The following is a 16452-nucleotide window of genomic DNA, read 5'->3' on the forward strand; positions in this document are numbered from 1 at the left end:
TTTGGCCTTTCCAAAAGATTGTGTTACCTTTGCCGCCGTCTTTTTAACAGAAGAGCAAAAACAACAGATGGAAAGTGTGCATATATATAAAGGTATAACAAGAGGGCAGAAAGGCGTAAACTTTTCTGCATCTTTTAACGCCTGTCCTTTGGTAGTCTTCGAGAAAATGACTACCTTACACACACACACACACACACACACACACACACACACACACACACACACAATGTTCGCACCTATTGTAGTGTAAGATTTTTTAGCTTTTCTCTACGCGCGCGCGAAGTGAGCGCAACCCCTATTAGCAAAGGGCTCCACGGAGTTCCCTTTGCTTCTCTTTTCGTACTCTTTCGCCAAGTGTCGGAAAGGGAACTTACACCGAAGTTTCATCAATTAAATATTAGAGAATTATGAACAGAAAGCAATTCAAGAATCAACCTTACACAGCACCGCAATGTGAGGTTATTCAAACGGAAAGTGAGAGTTTTATCTGCGTCTCCGTTCGTCCCAATGGCGGCAACCCCTCGACCACCGACCCGTGGGATGAAAAGAACCATGAGGGCGGTTCCGTCTTCTTTGGCGATGAGAGCAACGTAGCACCCTCCAAAAAGGGTTTGTGGGAAGACGATGGAGAAGAAGAAAATTATTAAACGTAAAAGAGAGACAGACACAATGAAGACAAAGATGATTTTATCCTTCGCACTGTTAGCCATGCTGGCAGCTTGCAGCAACAATGATAACGTAAAGCCCGAGGATGGCGATAAAGGCAAAGTGGATATTACGCAAGGTATTGAGTTCAAGGTAAACTTCAAAGATTTCAATACTGAAAAAGAATATGCCGGAACACGCACCACGCCAACTTCCGACACCATCAGTCGCAAAACCATCGACCTGGGCAACAACCTGCTGGCCGAGGTAACCGTGCAACGCGACCCTGCCAGGGCTACCCGCTCCATAGCCGCCACCCGCGCATTGGAGAACGACGACTATACGATGCTCGTATTTCAAGGCTCTTTTCCCACCTACACGCTGAAAGGGGAGATTACCGGCACATTGAAAGATGGCAAATTCACTCCAAACATGCATTTGCGCCTGGCACCAGGCCCTTACATCTTCATGTTGCACAATAATCGTATGACCAAAGTCACCACCCCCATGGGCACGATTGGATTGAAGCTTACCCGTGACAACGCCGAAAAGGCCTTGCTGGCCCGAACCGATTATACTGTAACCGCCACACCCGACCCACAGTATGTCGATTTCCAAATGAGCCATGTGGGCTGTCGCATGCGCATTAAGTTCACCGCTTGGATGCCCATTCAAGCCTCCACCACAGCCAGCATACAAGCCTACAACTCCAATTTGCTGCCTGAGGATTGCACCTTTGAACTACCCTACAGTGGTGATAAGTTGACTGATGGCGAACTGAATCCTCTTAACGAACCCCTCACTTTCCCTGCCAGTGCTACCACTCCTAACGCCGACGGTACCTACACCACCCAGAGTAACGAATATCTCTACTTCGTGCCCGGTACCGACATGGAAGGTTTTAAACTCAAGTTCACCGGCGGACAGATCTACAAGATGAACATGGCCGGTGCCAGCGTCAACCTCATCAGTCTTGTCGACCCCAACATTCATTCAGCCCACGTCATGGACATCAACGAGTCGTATTTGGTGAACATTAACCTCAAATACAACTTTCTCTACTTGATGAGCGACGGCACCACCGACTTCCTTAACTCCACCCAATACACGGCCCTGCGCGCTAGCGATGGCAAAACGAAACGCTATGTCGACAAGCAAGGCACTGTGCTCGCCACTCCCAAAGTGCCCATCGCCGTGGTGTTAAGCCAAAGCAAAGGAATGGCTGTGGCATTAAAGAACGCCAATGGAGGAGCAACAATGCAGTGGTGCAACAGCTTATATCATTTTACAAAAGTCAATATGCAATCTGTAACTAATCTAACCGATGCCTTAAACGCTCATGAAACCAGCGGTATTGATGAAACCTGGAATGCGGGATATACTACCACTGCTGTTGTAGGAGATAAAGTAAAAGGAAACAACTCAGACTTCTACCCATTCTATGCTGCAGCTCATTATAGTCCCGACGTAACTTATACAGGCACACCTGCTATACAATGGTATTTACCATCGTATAGCGATTTTAGATGGATTCTCCCCTTAGGCTTTGGAGATAAGGCAACAGTACTATACGCCGGTCAAACTTACAATTGGTATGGTAGTTTAGCCAATATAGCTTTTACCCAAGTAGGCGGCACTGCTATTTTTAATAGTGATGCATACTGGTCGAGCACAGAATACAATGGAAACCGTGCAGGCTATGTCAGCATACTAAACTTTGGTATGTTTTGGGGAAATTGGAATACCAAATTAACAAGTCAGCTCGTCCGCCCATTCGTGAAGTATAAATAACAAAGATGCAACAAGATGGCAACACAAGTTCAAAACCTTTTATATAAGGAACTGTCGAGGATTGATATAAGGAAAGGTCGAGGACTCCTTATATCAAAGGTCGAGGATTCCTTATAGGAAAGGTGGAGAACTTCTTATAGGCGTTGCCAAGAACATCATAGACCCATATCACAAACGGAGTAGCGCACAGCTGTGCGCACTCCCTATTTAATAACTAAAATTTAAACCGTATGATTACTTTCAAAGTCATCGAGAGCGTCCTGCGTATAGGACCTCGCAAAGGCCAAAAGGCCTACAGTGCCGTGCCCAAAGCTCCTACAAAGTTTGGTGTAGACTGGTTGATTAGCCGCATTGTGCGCGAAACCTCGTTGAGCGAAGGCGATGTGCGCAACGTACTCATCACCCTGCGCAACATCATCATCGAGGTGGTGACCCTCGGCGGTTCGCTCGATCTGGGCGACATCTTCTCTTTACGCACCACCATCCCCTCGAAGATGGAAGCCAAAGAGACAGATGTTACCGCTCTCTCGCTGAAGCGGCCCCGCATCATCGTATCGTGGAAAGACCCCATTCGCAAAGCCCTTGGCAAAATTGAGGTAGAGATAGACAATCCCAAACGAAGAGAAATGAACAAAAAACCGAAAACGCCGAAGCCGTAGAGCCTCGCCCTGTCTCTTTAAAGGATATTCTCCTTTAGGTTAAGAGTATGAAGAAACGCTGTAGAGCTTTGGCTCTACAGCGTTTCTTTGTGCATTTGAATATGCTGTTCACCTCATCATGAAAGTCTTGATGTGGAGTTTGCGGAAGCTGGGGGATTCGAACCCCCGGTACGGTAACCCGTACGTCAGTTTAGCAAACTGGTGGTTTCAGCCACTCACCCAAACTTCCTTTATTTTACTTTCAAACAGCACATTGTTTGCAAATGCTGTGCAAAGGTATCGTTTTTTTTCATTTAGCCCAAATGTTTTCCTCTCTTTTTTCAGGGCTAAGGCCACTTTCTCCTTGGAAATGCCGATTGCATAGGTTCTCTTCATGGCCTCTTTCGGTTGGGGTCTTTCCTTCCTCGGCCTGGTTCTGCGCTATCTTGATGAGATCTTTCACCACCTCGGCTCCCACGATAATGCCCGCAGCGGCCGGCACAAAGGCGTTGCTGGCCGGCATTTTGCGACGCTCGGTGGGTTGTTGTGTCACGTCATCCAGACCGATAGCAGAAGCAGAAGAGACGTTTGTCTCGGTTTCCACCGGCAACAGGGGTTCTTCTTCGCTGTAAACCACTTTCAGACGATGGATATCCATCTTGCGCAGCTTCTTTCGTATCACCTTTGCCAGTGGGTCTATCTTGGTTTGGTAGATGTCGGCCACTCTAAAAGCCGTTGCGTCGAGTTTATAGGCTGCCCCCATACACGAAATGAGTGGCACGCGCAGGTGGTGACATCGCCGGATGAGTTCAAGTTTAGCCGTGACCGTATCGATACAATCTACCACGTAATCAAACTGTGAAAGGTCTACCTCGTCTGCATTTTGCGGCATGTAAAACATTCGATGCTTGTGCACTTGGCAACTGCTGTTAATGTCGCGGATGCGTTCTTCGGCTACATCTACCTTGTGTCTGCCCACGGTAGAGAGCAAAGCGTAGAGTTGCCGATTGATGTTGGTGGGGCAAACACGGTCGTCGTCGAAGATTTCCAGCGTTCCTATACCACTCCGAGCCAGCACTTCCACGGCATATCCACCAACGCCACCCATACCGAACACAGCTACACGTGCCCTTTCCAGGGCCTTCATCGCCGAGGTTCCGAGCAACATTCGGGTTCTTGAAAATTGATTTTGCATGTCTTCAATATTTATCTGCAAAGGTACGTAAAAGTGGATGACAAGGCTTCTGTGCCCTTTGTTTTTTACGCTTTCGGGCAGAAAGGCAAGTCTACGGCGTGCATTTTTTCGTAACTTTGCCCGTGATTATGAGAAAGATAGCCTGTTTATTCGGTCTTTTTCTCCTGATTGTGGCCTGCACGGGTAGGAAAACGGGAGAAAATCTGCAAGGTGGAGATACCTTGCCTATGAAGTATGCCGAGAATCTTTGTATCGTCAAATATCGGCATTTCACCCTTGTTGAACTCAAAAATCCTTGGAAAGCACATCGCCTTCTGCATCGTTACATTCTGCTCCATCAAGGCGATTCGGCCTACCGTGGAGCTTTGCCCAAGGGGACACTGATTTCTCGCACAGTGCATCGGGCGGTTGTGTTCACCACGGCACATGCTGCGCTACTTCAAATGCTGGGCGTGCAAAACAGAATAGCAGGTGTATGCGATTTGAAGTATATGCTTCTGCCGGAGCTCAAACGGAGAGTGAACAAAGGAAACCTCGTCGACTGCGGCGATGCGATGGCTCCGGATGTGGAGAAGATAGTGAGTTTGCAGGCCGATGCCCTATTGCTCTCGCCGTTTGAAAACAGCGGTGGATATGGCACGTTGGAGAAAACGGGGATTCCCATCATCGAGTGTGCCGACTATATGGAGACCTCGCCGTTGGGGCGAGCTGAATGGATGAAGTTCTACGGTTTGCTTTTCGGGTGTGAAGATCAGGCCGATTCGCTTTTCAAGGTGGTGGAAGCACGCTATCTTTATTTCAAATCAAGAGCCTCGAAAACCCGATATGCACCCTCTGTGCTCACCGAACGAAAGACAGGTAGCACCTGGTATGTACCGGGAGGAAGGAGCACGGTGGGAAGAATGCTGCGTGATGCGCATGCCGCCTACCCTTTCGCGGACGACCATCACAGCGGAAGTCTATCCCTACCCTTTGAAAGCGTACTTGAAAAAGGAGGCGAGGCTGACTTCTGGATGATCAAATACAACTCAACAACTCCGTTCACCTACGCCGATTTGCTGGCCGAATATCATGGATATGCCGCCCTGAAAGCTTTTAAAAACAAACAAGTGTTTGGCTGCAATGCCTCGGTTGTTCCCTTTTTCGAGGAAACACCCTTCCGCCCTGACCTTCTTCTGCGCGACTATCTCTTGATTTTACACCCCGAAGAACGAACTTTTTTAGGAAATCTTCGCTATTTCTCGCCCCTCCAACGATGACCAAACAACTGTTTCTTCTCCTCTTCATCCTTCTTCTTTTTGTGCTTCATCTGGCTATCGGCACCGTCAGTATTCCTCTAACCGACGTCTTTGACATCCTCTTAGGACAGCCTGCGAGGCACGAGAGTTGGCGATTCATCGTGCTCGAGTCTCGACTTCCACAAGCTCTGACGGCTCTTCTCTGCGGTGCGGCTTTGGCTGTGAGCGGTTTGATGTTACAAACAGCCTTTCATAATCCTCTTGCCGGTCCGGCCATCTTTGGCATCAACAGCGGTGCGGCCCTTGGTGCGGCCCTTGTAATGCTGCTTTTCGGCGGAAGTCTTTCCATCGATTCTTTCACCATCAGCGGCTTTGCAGCCATTCTTCTCGCAGCTTTTGCCGGTGCGATGCTCGTTACGCTCATCCTATTGGGCTTCTCTACGCGTGTTCGCAACAGTGTTTCGTTGCTCATCGTGGGTTTAATGATAGGCTATCTGGCCTCATCGGCCATCTCTCTGCTCAACTTTTTCGCCACCGAAGAGGGCGTTAAGTCCTATTTGATTTGGGGGATGGGCAACTTCGGAGGCGTTTCTCTTGCCCGTATGCCCCTGTTTGCGGGCATTGTCATCCTGGGATTGCTGGCCTCTTTGCTACTCGTCAAACCCTTGAATGCCCTTCTTCTGGGCGAGCAGTATGCCGAAAGTCTGGGCTTCCACATCCAGCACACGCGCCATCTGCTGCTATCTGTCACCGGTCTTCTCACAGCCGTAACGACAGCCTTTTGCGGTCCGATAGCTTTTATCGGACTGGCTGTGCCCCATTTGGCCCGACTCTTCATCCAAACAGAGAATCATCGCCGTCTGCTCCCCACCACTCTACTCCTGGGTTCGGCCATTGCTCTCCTCTGTTCCTTGCTTTGCTATCTTCCAGGAAGCCAAGGCATCATTCCACTCAACGCCGTAACACCTCTCATCGGCGCGCCGGTGATGGTCTATCTGATGGTGAAACGCTAACCGGAACAACGCCTTGCCCCATCGGCCAGACGAGCAAACAATCCGCAGAAAAACAGAAAAAGGGCAGGAAACATCGATGTCTCCTGCCCTTTTTGCCTATCACTTCAATTTTATCCGAGATATTTCATCAAGATTTTGGCATTGCCACTGTCGCGCAATTTGGCAATACTCTTCTCACGAATCTGCCGCACCCGTTCGCGAGTGAGGCCTAATCGGTCGCCAATCTCCTCAAGACCTTTCTCATGACAACCAATTCCGAAACACTCTCGGATAATGGTTATCTCGCGATCTTTCAGCACCTTTGCCAGCACCGAATTGAGTTCGAGTGCCATCGATTCATGATCCGCCTGCTTATCCGTACGACTATCATCGCCCGACGCCATGACATCGAGCATGCAATTGTCTTCTCCGTCTTGAAACGGCGCATCGATGCTCACGTGATGTCCGTCAGCCATGAGGCTCTGACCGATCTTTTCTTCATCCAAATTCGTTGCTTCCGACAATTCCGAAACCGAGGGATGGCGTTGATTTTCCTGTTCGAAGCGGTTGATTTCGTGATTGATTTTATTTAAAGATCCCACCTGATTGAGCGGCAGACGCACGATTCGGCTTTGTTCGGCAATTGCTTGCAGGATGCTTTGTCTAATCCACCACACGGCATACGAGATGAATTTGAAACCGCGGGTCTCGTCAAACTTCTGTGCAGCTTTAATCAAACCGATGTTTCCTTCGTCAATCAGATCGGTAAGCGTTAGTCCCTGGTGTTGGTATTGCTTGGCCACCGAAACGACAAAACGCAAATTCGCTGTAACCAACTTGTCTTTCGCTTTCTCTCCCTCAGGTCCTCCTTTCTTTATTTTTTGGGCTAATTCTATTTCCTCGTCGATGGAAATCAATGGTGCTCTACCAATCTCTACGAGATATTTATCCAAAGCTTCGCTCGAGCGATTGGTAATACTCTTCTGAATTTTTAATTGCCTCATCTTTTTTACCTTAACAATCTAAATGTTTGGCTATCAAATATATAGCCTGGAATATGCTGAAAAACCTTGCAAAGGTAATTAAAAATAAGGAGAAAATCAAATTTCGAGCCCTGCAAATCATCTAAATAACGTTAACACAGCGGTTTATTTCCCACATCGTAAAATAAATGTTCCAAATCAGCGCAGCATCAAAAAAAAGCCGTAACTTTGCCTTTAGAGTTGCCATTCGGCATGCCCTAACAACTCGAACAAACAGCCTTCTCACGAAGAAAGATCAACCGCTGAAAGCCAAGGACTTCAGAAGATGCTTTTCAAAACCTTAGCTTTTGACCTTCAAAAGCTAAGAGATGACACGCCAAAAGCTAAGAAAATGGAGTGCAAAAGCTAAGAGATGGGAACGCAGTGGGAAAAGCCAGACAAAGAGAAACCTCTTCAAGAGAGCTGTTCGGTTGGTTGGCGTGCAAGATATTTCGAGTGGCAATCGATAAAGACTTATGAGTATGAACAAGTTGAATCATTTAGTAATCATGGCCGGTGGCGTAGGTAGCAGATTCTGGCCGATGAGCACCGAGGAAAGACCCAAGCAATTTATCGACGTACTGGGCACAGGTCGCTCTTTGCTGCAACTCACCTTCGACCGTTTTGCAGAAATCTGTCTGCCCTCCAATATCTGGGTGGTTACCAATAAAAGATACCTCCGCTTGGTGGAAGAACAGCTACCCCAGGTAGACCGGAGCCACATTCTTTTAGAGCCTTGCAGACGAAACACTGCTCCGTGCATTGCCTATGTGAGCTGGAGAATCAAGAAAGAGTGCCCATCTGCCAACGTTATCGTGACGCCCAGCGACCATATCGTCACCCATGTGCCAGAGTTTACACGGGTGGTAACCTCGTGTCTTCAGTTCACGGGTGAGACTGACGCGATACTCACTTTGGGAATGAAACCCACTCGCCCCGAAACAGGATACGGTTACATACAGGCTGATCTCAGTTTCAATTCGGCCAGAAACCGAGAGATATTTCGGGTAGACTCGTTTAAGGAAAAACCCGATCTGAAAACAGCGACAGAGTATATCAGCAGGAATAATTATTTTTGGAATTCGGGCATTTTTATTTGGAGTGTTCATACCATTGTCAATGCTTTTAGGGTATATCAACCGGCCATCAGTAAGATTTTCGAGAGCTTGATGGACGACTATGGAACTCCGCAAGAACAGGAAAAGATTGACGCGGCCTATCCCGAATGCGAGAATATCTCGGTAGACTATGCCATTATGGAGAAGGCCGAGGAAATCTTTGTCTGTCCGGCCGAGTTCGGTTGGAGCGACCTCGGAACATGGGGAAGCCTCTGGACACAAACCCAACACGACTTGTATGGCAATGCCTGCATCGGAAAGAACATCCATCTCTATGACTCGCACAATTGCATTGTACACACCACCCAAGAGCAAAAGGTGGTCGTTCAAGGCCTCGAAGACTGTATCGTGGCCGAGCAGGATGGCGTTCTGCTGATTTGCAAACGAAGTGAGGAACAGAGAATCAAACAATTCAGTGAAACATAAAATGGAAAGAAAAGTTGCACTCATCACAGGTATCACCGGTCAAGACGGCAGCTATCTGGCAGAATTTTTAAACGAAAAAGGATACGACGTGCATGGCTTGCTTCGCAGGTCGTCGTCTTTCAATACGGGAAGAATAGAACATTTATATCTCGACGAATGGGTGAGAGATATGAAGAAACAACGCCCCATCAACCTACATTGGGCAGACATGACCGATTCTTCTTCCCTTATCCGCATCATCGGCGAGGTTCGCCCCACCGAAATCTATAATCTTGCTGCACAGAGCCACGTAAAAGTGTCGTTCGAGGTGCCGGAATACACTGCCGATGTCGATGCGACCGGCGTTCTGCGCTTACTGGAGGCTGTCCGTATCTGCGGATTGGAGAAAGAATGCCGCATCTATCAGGCTTCGACCTCCGAGCTATACGGAAAGGTTCAGGAGGTTCCACAGAAGGAAACCACCCCGTTCTATCCCCGTTCTCCCTACTCGGTAGCCAAACTCTATGGGTTTTGGATTGTCAAAAACTATCGTGAGAGCTACGATATGTTTTGTTGCAATGGCATTTTGTTCAACCATGAGAGCGAACGTCGAGGCGAAACATTCGTCACACGCAAGATTACCTTGGCAGCTTGTCGCATCAAACAGGGTTTTCAAGACAAACTCTATTTAGGCAACTTGGACGCAAAACGCGACTGGGGTTACGCCAAAGATTATGTGGAATGCATGTGGTTGATGCTGCAACAAAAGCACCCTGAAGACTTTGTGATTGCTACCGGAGAGATGCACACTGTGAGGGAGTTCTGCGATTTGGCTTTCAAAGAGGCTGGTATCGAACTGCGCTGGGAAGGAAAAGGCCTCGATGAAAAGGGAATCGACGTGGCTACAGGCAGGGTATTGGTAGAGGTAGACCCGAAGTATTTCCGTCCCTGCGAGGTAGACCAACTCTTGGGCGACCCCAGAAAGGCGAAAACGTTGTTGGGATGGAATCCTACCAAGACTTCTTTCAAAGAGTTGATCAAGAAAATGGTGGCACACGACATGACTTTCGTACAGAAGCTTTTCCTCAAAGCACAACAGCCTGAATAGGATTTCTGTGTGTCTTTATATATAAAAGGTGAAAGAAATGCTCGACAAACAAACTAAAATATACATCGCCGGACACCGTGGACTGGTTGGTTCTGCCATTTGGAACAACTTGAAAACCCGTGGTTATAACCGCTTAATCGGTCGTACCCATAGCGAACTCGACCTTACCGAGCAAGCACAAGTGCGCGATTTTTTCGATAAAGAACAGCCGGAAGCTGTTGTTTTGGCTGCAGCACATGTCGGAGGAATCATGGCCAATTCGCTGTATAGGGCCGATTTTATCATGCTGAATATGCAGATGCAATGCAATGTCATTAGCGAGTCATTCAGACATGGCGTAAAAAAGCTGCTGTTTCTCGGTTCTACCTGCATCTATCCAAAAAATGCCGAACAGCCTATCAAGGAAGATGCCTTGCTCACATCTCCGCTGGAATATACCAATGAAGAGTATGCACTGGCCAAAATCTCCGGACTGAAAATGTGTGAGAGCTACAATCTGCAGTATGGAACGAACTATATCGCCGTGATGCCCACCAATCTGTATGGACCCAATGATAACTTTCACCTGGAAAACAGTCATGTAATGCCGGCCATGATGCGAAAGATTTATCTCTCGAAACTCATCCACGAAGGGCGATGGGAGGCTATTCGAAAAGACTTGAACAAACGTCCGGTGGAGCAGATAGACGGAGGTGCCGATGAGAAAGCAATTCTTGAAACACTGGCCCAATATGGTATCGGCGATCATAAGGTGACGCTCTGGGGAACAGGACATCCGCTTCGCGAGTTTCTTTGGAGCGAGGATATGGCCGATGCCAGCGTGCATATCTTGCTAAACACCAATTTTAGCGATATCATTGGCATTCGCGAATATTCCTCTGTCTTGAAGGGTGCACCGGTAAATGGAAGGTTCGACCGTAATAGCAGCAACGGACGAGGAGGTGCTATTCCTCAACTCGGCGAGATACGCAACTGTCATATCAACGTGGGAACAGGCGAAGAAATATCCATTCGAGACCTGTCTGCCCTGATTGCAACAACTGTCGACTATCAAGGAGATATTGTTTTTGATGCCAAGAAACCTGATGGCACACCTCGTAAACTCACTGATGTGTCGAAACTTCACCGATTAGGTTGGACGCACAAGGTGGAAATAGCCGATGGCGTAAGAAGACTTTACGAGTGGTATCAAACTGATTTGCAATCCTAAATACACCACTCTCTCAATGAAGACGGACAATTCTTCCGCCAAATGAAGAGAATGTCCTCAAAATTCAGATTGAAATTCATCACGGCAAAGCAGTGAAATGATTTTCCTTTGCCGACAATCAACAATATAAAAATACAAAAAGAAAAATATGCTTACACTTAAACTCATCAGTGAGGAAACCGAACGCGTAATTAAAGGTTTGGAGAAAAAACATTTCAAAGATGCCGAAAAAGTGATTGCAACGGTGCTCGAGACGGATAAACGTCGCCGAGAAGCACAACAGAAGTTGGATAAGAATAAACAGGAAGCCAACCTTCTTTCAAAACAAATAGGACAGTTAATGAAAGAAGGAAAAACCGATGAGGCTGCGGATGTGAAGGCAACAGTGGCCGGATATAAGGAAAACGACAAGGTTTTGCAACAACAGATGGATGAAGCGGAAAGAGAACTCACGGCATTGCTTTGCACCATCCCTAATATTCCTGCCGATGAGGTGCCAGAAGGTAAGGATGCGGCGGACAATGTGGTGGTGAAAGAGGGCGGAACGATACCCCAATTGCCCGAAGACGCTCTCTGTCACTGGGACTTGTGCAAGAAATATAATTTGATTGACTTCGACCTTGGTGTGAAAATTACGGGTGCCGGGTTCCCTATATATATAGGTAAGATGGCCAGACTGCAACGGGCTCTGGAAGCTTTTTTCCTTGACGAGGCACGCAAAAGCGGCTATTTGGAGGTACAACCGCCATTGGTGGTCAATCAGGCATCGGGATATGGCACAGGACAATTGCCCGACAAAGAAGGTCAGATGTATCATGCCGAACAAGATGACCTCTATCTTATCCCTACAGCAGAAGTTCCGGTAACGAACATTTTTCGCGATGTGATTCTCGACGAGAAAGATCTACCTATCAAACGCTGTGCTTACTCAGCTTGTTTCCGTCGCGAAGCGGGTTCATATGGAAAGGATGTGCGCGGTTTGAATCGCTTGCACCAGTTTGATAAGGTGGAGATTGTGCGGATAGACAAGCCCGAGCACTCGCAGAAGTCGCACAAAGAGATGCTGACACATGTGGAAGGCCTGTTACAAAAGCTCGAGTTGCCCTACCACATTTTGCTGCTTTGTGGCGGAGATATGAGCTTCACCTCGTCTATCTGTTATGATTTTGAGGTGTGGAGTGCCGCACAGAAACGCTGGCTCGAGGTTTCTTCCGTTTCCAACTTCGATAGTTACCAAGCCAATCGTCTGAAATGTCGCTACCGCCACACAGAAGACAAAAAGATTGAACTTTGTCACACGCTCAACGGATCGGCTCTCGCCCTGCCTCGTATCGTAGCGGCTATCATCGAGAACAATCAAACGCCCGACGGAATCCGCGTCCCTCAAGTACTCATTCCCTACTGCGGCTTCGATTTGCTCGACGATAACAACTTCTGAACAGACAGAAGTTGCAGAAAACATTATGAAAACTAACCTTTATCATCTACCTTATGAATAAGATTATCCGAAAAGAACAATTCTCGGAGAAAGTGTTTCTCTTTGAGATAGAAGCACCACTGATTGCAAAAAGCCGAAAGGCAGGCAACTTTGTAATTGTGAGAGTGGGTGCGAAAGGCGAACGCATGCCGCTCACCATTGCTGATGCCGACACGAAGAAAGGTACCATCACGTTGGTCGTTCAAAAGGTGGGTCTCTCCTCCAACAAGCTTTGCAACCTCGGCGAGGGCGAATACGTAACCGATATAGTAGGTCCGTTAGGCAATGCCACGCACATCGAGAACTTCGGAACCGTGATTTGTGCAGGTGGTGGTGTAGGAGTAGCTCCCATGTTGCCCATCATTCGCGCATTGAAAAATGCGGGCAACCGTGTGCTTTCAGTCTTAGCCGGCCGGTCGAAAGACTTGATTATCCTGGAAGACGAAGTGCGCAAAAGTTCCGACGAAACGCTCATCATGACCGATGACGGCTCGTATGGCGAGAGAGGCGTTGTGACCGTGGGTATCGAAAAGCTCATCAACCGCGAACCAATCGACAGAGTCTTCGCCATCGGTCCACCCATCATGATGAAATTCTGCTGCCAACTCACCCAGAAATACGACATTCCCACCGATGTTTCGCTCAACACCATCATGGTAGACGGAACAGGAATGTGCGGAGCCTGTCGTCTGACCATCGGTGGAAAGACGAAGTTCGTCTGCATCGACGGTCCCGAGTTTGACGGATCCCTGGTAGATTGGGACGAAATGTTCAAGCGAATGGGAACTTTCAAGAAAGCAGAAGCCGAAGAACTGGAACGTTACAACGCACACATAGAGCATATAGAGGAGACAATTAAGCGGGAAACCTTCTGTATAACGATGGACGTGGTTCCCACCGATGCCACCATCGACGTGCTGACCGACCGCAATGCCGACTGGCGTAAGGAACTGCGTGCAACGACAAAGCCGAAAGAACGCACTGCCATTCTCCGCGTGCAAATGCCTGAACTCGATGCCGCCTATCGCGCCACGTCCCGTTTGGAAGAAGTGAACAAAGGCCTCACCAAGGAATTGGCCTTGATGGAAGCCAAGCGTTGCTTAGACTGCGCCAAACCCACTTGTGTGGAAGGTTGTCCGGTGAGCATCAACATCCCCTCATTCATTAAGAACATCGAACGCGGCCAGTTTCTTGCCGCCGCTCGCGTGTTGAAAGACACCTCGGCATTGCCCGCCGTCTGTGGTCGTGTTTGTCCACAGGAGAAACAATGCGAAAGTCGTTGTGTGCATCTCAAGATGAACGAACCCGCTGTGGCCATCGGTTATTTGGAACGGTTTGTAGCCGACTACGAACGCGAGAGCGGCCACACCTCCCTTCCCAAACTTGCTCCGGCTAACGGCATTAAGGTAGCCGTAGTAGGGTCTGGACCGGCTGGACTGAGTTTCGCAGGCGACATGGCCAAGCACGGCTATGACGTAACTGTATTCGAGGCCTTGCACGAGATTGGCGGTGTATTGAAATACGGTATCCCCGAATTTCGTCTACCCAACAAGATTGTCGATGTAGAGATCAATAATCTCAGACAGATGGGCGTGCAATTCGTTACCGACTGCATCGTTGGAAAAACCCTATCGATAGACGATCTCGAGGAACAAAACTTCCGCGGCATCTTCGTAGCCTCCGGAGCTGGACTGCCTAACTTCATGGGTATCCCTGGCGAGAACGCCATCAACATTCTCTCCTCGAACGAATACCTCACCCGCGTAAACCTCATGGACGCCGCCAATCCCGACACCGACACTCCCATCAACCTCGGTCGGCGCGTCATGGTTGTAGGTGGCGGCAACACCGCGATGGACTCTTGCCGAACAGCCAAGCGGCTCGGAGCCGAAGTAACGTTGGTCTACCGTCGGTCGGAAGCCGAGATGCCCGCCCGACTCGAGGAAGTGAAACATGCCCGGGAAGAAGGCATCGAATTCCTCACATTGCACAATCCGATAGAATATCTCGTCGATGAGCAAGGAGCCGTTCGCGCTGCCGTACTACAAGTAATGGAACTGGGCGAGGCCGACGCCAGCGGTCGACGTAGTCCGCAACCCATCGCCGGGCAAACAAAAACACTCGACGTCGACCAAGTAATTGTCGCCGTAGGCGTATCACCCAATCCCCTCGTGCCCACCTCCATCCCGGGGCTCACCCTCGGCCGTAAAAACACTATTATTGTCGACGACCGCATGCAATCCTCACGCCCCGAAATCTTCGCCGGCGGCGACATCGTTCGTGGTGGAGCAACCGTCATCCTGGCCATGGGCGACGGGCGACGAGCCGCAGCAAACATGCATCGTCAACTTTGTGGCGGCTCCAGTTCCACCGTATAAATCCAGCAATATGCCCCCTGCAACGCCACTAAACGAACTAACGTACACGTACAACAGGAAAAATCATAACACATGAGCAACAAAATAAGAATCAAAGACATCGCCCAGATGGCGGGCGTGTCGGTGGGAACGGTAGACCGAGTGCTACACAATCGACCGAACACGTCGAAAACCGCGACTGAGAAGGTAAAAAAGGTGCTGGAGCAAATCAACTATCAACCCAATATGTATGCCAGCGCACTGGCTCACAACAGATCCTACCGGTTCTGTCTACTCATCCCCCGACACGAGTCTGAAGCCTACTGGGACGAAATTGAAGAAGGTGCTATGCGAGCTAGCGATGTACGGCGAGACTTCCATGTCACTATCGAAACCTTCTTCTACGATCGCTCAAAAACCACCTCCTTCGACCAACAGTCGCAAGCCTGCCTCGGAACACAACCCGACGGTGTGGTGCTCGTCCCATCGGCACTTGAAGCCACACGAAAATTCACCGATCAACTCCACCAATCGGCCATCCCCTTTGTTATGCTCGACTCCTTCATGCCCGATCTCCACCCTCTCTCCTTCTACGGACAAGATTCCTTCGCCAGTGGCTATTTTGCCGCCAAAACGCTCATGATGATCGCCGGTGGCGAAACCGAAATCATGCTCATGAAACAAACCAAGGACGGAAAAGTAGTGAGCAAGCAACAAGACAATCGCGAAACAGGATTCCGACACTACATGCATGACCATTTCCCACACATCAACATCATCGAAGTACACCTCCCCCTAGAAACCAGTCGACAAAAATACACGATCATCCTCGAAGACTTCTTCAACACCCATCCGCAACTCCACCACTGTATCACCTTCAACTCCAAAGCCCACCTCGTAGGCGAATTTCTCCTGCATACCAATCGCCGAGACATACAAATCATGGGCTACGACATGGTAGAAAAAAATGCTACCTGCCTGAAACAAGGTAGCATCTCCTTCCTCATCGCCCAACATGCCTATATGCAAGGTTATGCCTGTATCGACACCCTCTTCCAAGCCATCGTCCTCAAAAAGAAGGTAGAACCCGTCAACTATATGCCCATCGAACTGCTCACAAAAGAAAACGTAGATTTCTACCGACGCACACAACTATAATTTCACATTATCATTTATCAATGCCCTCCCCCGTGGACATCATCAAAAGAAACTTTTTCCGATTACTGCAAACCGGCGCACTGGGTGAAAATACAACA

General features: G+C 48.7%; 13 protein-coding genes and 1 tRNA gene. 11 read left to right on the plus strand and 3 right to left on the minus strand.

The window, feature by feature from the left end; translation table 11 throughout:
• The first annotated feature begins 407 nt into the window (after positions 1 to 407).
• The 3 genes from J5A66_RS06150 (at position 408) to J5A66_RS06160 (ending at position 3095) form a co-directional block, all read left to right on the plus strand.
• Positions 408 to 647: a hypothetical protein gene (locus tag J5A66_RS06150; RefSeq protein WP_211789794.1), complete on the plus strand. Its 240-nt coding sequence runs from the start codon at positions 408 to 410 to the stop codon at positions 645 to 647.
• Positions 648 to 669: 22 nt separating this feature from the next.
• Positions 670 to 2436, plus strand: a complete 1767-nt coding sequence (locus tag J5A66_RS06155; RefSeq protein WP_249109926.1) for a hypothetical protein — start codon at positions 670 to 672, stop codon at positions 2434 to 2436.
• Between the two features lie 230 nt (positions 2437 to 2666).
• A complete protein-coding gene (locus J5A66_RS06160; protein WP_211789796.1) occupies positions 2667 to 3095 on the plus strand; it encodes a DNA-binding protein in 429 nt (142 codons plus the stop codon).
• 142 nt (positions 3096 to 3237) lie between these two features.
• Here J5A66_RS06160 and J5A66_RS06165 read toward each other — a convergent pair.
• Positions 3238 to 3324 (minus strand) — tRNA-Ser (locus tag J5A66_RS06165).
• A gap of 60 nt (positions 3325 to 3384) precedes the next feature.
• Positions 3385 to 4269, minus strand: coding sequence for a ThiF family adenylyltransferase (locus J5A66_RS06170; RefSeq protein ID WP_211789797.1), 885 nt, complete (start codon positions 4267 to 4269; stop codon positions 3385 to 3387).
• A gap of 128 nt (positions 4270 to 4397) precedes the next feature.
• On the opposite strand from J5A66_RS06170, the gene J5A66_RS06175 reads away from it, so the two are divergent.
• Complete coding sequence (locus J5A66_RS06175; RefSeq protein ID WP_211789798.1) at positions 4398 to 5528, plus strand: ABC transporter substrate-binding protein; 1131 nt, start codon at positions 4398 to 4400, stop codon at positions 5526 to 5528.
• On the plus strand, positions 5525 to 6520 hold the full coding sequence (locus J5A66_RS06180) for an iron ABC transporter permease (protein ID WP_211789799.1): 996 nt from the start codon (positions 5525 to 5527) through the stop codon (positions 6518 to 6520). The genes J5A66_RS06175 and J5A66_RS06180 overlap by 4 nt, the downstream gene beginning before the upstream one ends.
• A gap of 110 nt (positions 6521 to 6630) precedes the next feature.
• Here J5A66_RS06180 and J5A66_RS06185 read toward each other — a convergent pair whose 3' ends face one another.
• Positions 6631 to 7503, minus strand: a complete 873-nt coding sequence (locus tag J5A66_RS06185) for an RNA polymerase sigma factor RpoD/SigA (protein ID WP_211789800.1) — start codon at positions 7501 to 7503, stop codon at positions 6631 to 6633.
• A 494-nt stretch (positions 7504 to 7997) separates the two neighbouring features.
• Between J5A66_RS06185 and J5A66_RS06190 the strand changes: the two genes are divergently transcribed.
• From J5A66_RS06190 to J5A66_RS06215, 6 genes are all read left to right on the plus strand, one after another.
• Positions 7998 to 9065, plus strand: a complete 1068-nt coding sequence (locus tag J5A66_RS06190; RefSeq protein ID WP_211789801.1) for a mannose-1-phosphate guanylyltransferase — start codon at positions 7998 to 8000, stop codon at positions 9063 to 9065.
• 1 nt (position 9066) lies between these two features.
• Positions 9067 to 10152 (plus strand): GDP-mannose 4,6-dehydratase, encoded by a 1086-nt coding sequence (gene gmd / locus J5A66_RS06195; protein WP_211789802.1) that lies wholly within the window; start codon positions 9067 to 9069, stop codon positions 10150 to 10152.
• Between the two features lie 37 nt (positions 10153 to 10189).
• The gene (locus tag J5A66_RS06200) at positions 10190 to 11362 is read left to right on the plus strand and encodes a GDP-L-fucose synthase (protein ID WP_211789803.1); all 1173 of its coding nucleotides are present in this window, start codon (positions 10190 to 10192) and stop codon (positions 11360 to 11362) included.
• A 148-nt stretch (positions 11363 to 11510) separates the two neighbouring features.
• Positions 11511 to 12800: a serine--tRNA ligase gene (gene serS, locus J5A66_RS06205; protein ID WP_211789804.1), complete on the plus strand. Its 1290-nt coding sequence runs from the start codon at positions 11511 to 11513 to the stop codon at positions 12798 to 12800.
• Between the two features lie 53 nt (positions 12801 to 12853).
• Positions 12854 to 15217, plus strand: coding sequence for a bifunctional dihydroorotate dehydrogenase B NAD binding subunit/NADPH-dependent glutamate synthase (locus J5A66_RS06210; RefSeq protein ID WP_211789805.1), 2364 nt, complete (start codon positions 12854 to 12856; stop codon positions 15215 to 15217).
• A 72-nt stretch (positions 15218 to 15289) separates the two neighbouring features.
• Positions 15290 to 16354 carry a LacI family DNA-binding transcriptional regulator gene (locus J5A66_RS06215; protein ID WP_211789806.1) on the plus strand — a complete coding sequence of 355 codons (1065 nt, stop codon included), beginning with the start codon at positions 15290 to 15292 and terminating at the stop codon, positions 16352 to 16354.
• Positions 16355 to 16452: the final 98 nt, after the last annotated feature.

Origin of the sequence: Prevotella sp. oral taxon 475 (assembly GCF_018127805.1) — a bacterium.
GTDB lineage: Bacteria > Bacteroidota > Bacteroidia > Bacteroidales > Bacteroidaceae > Prevotella.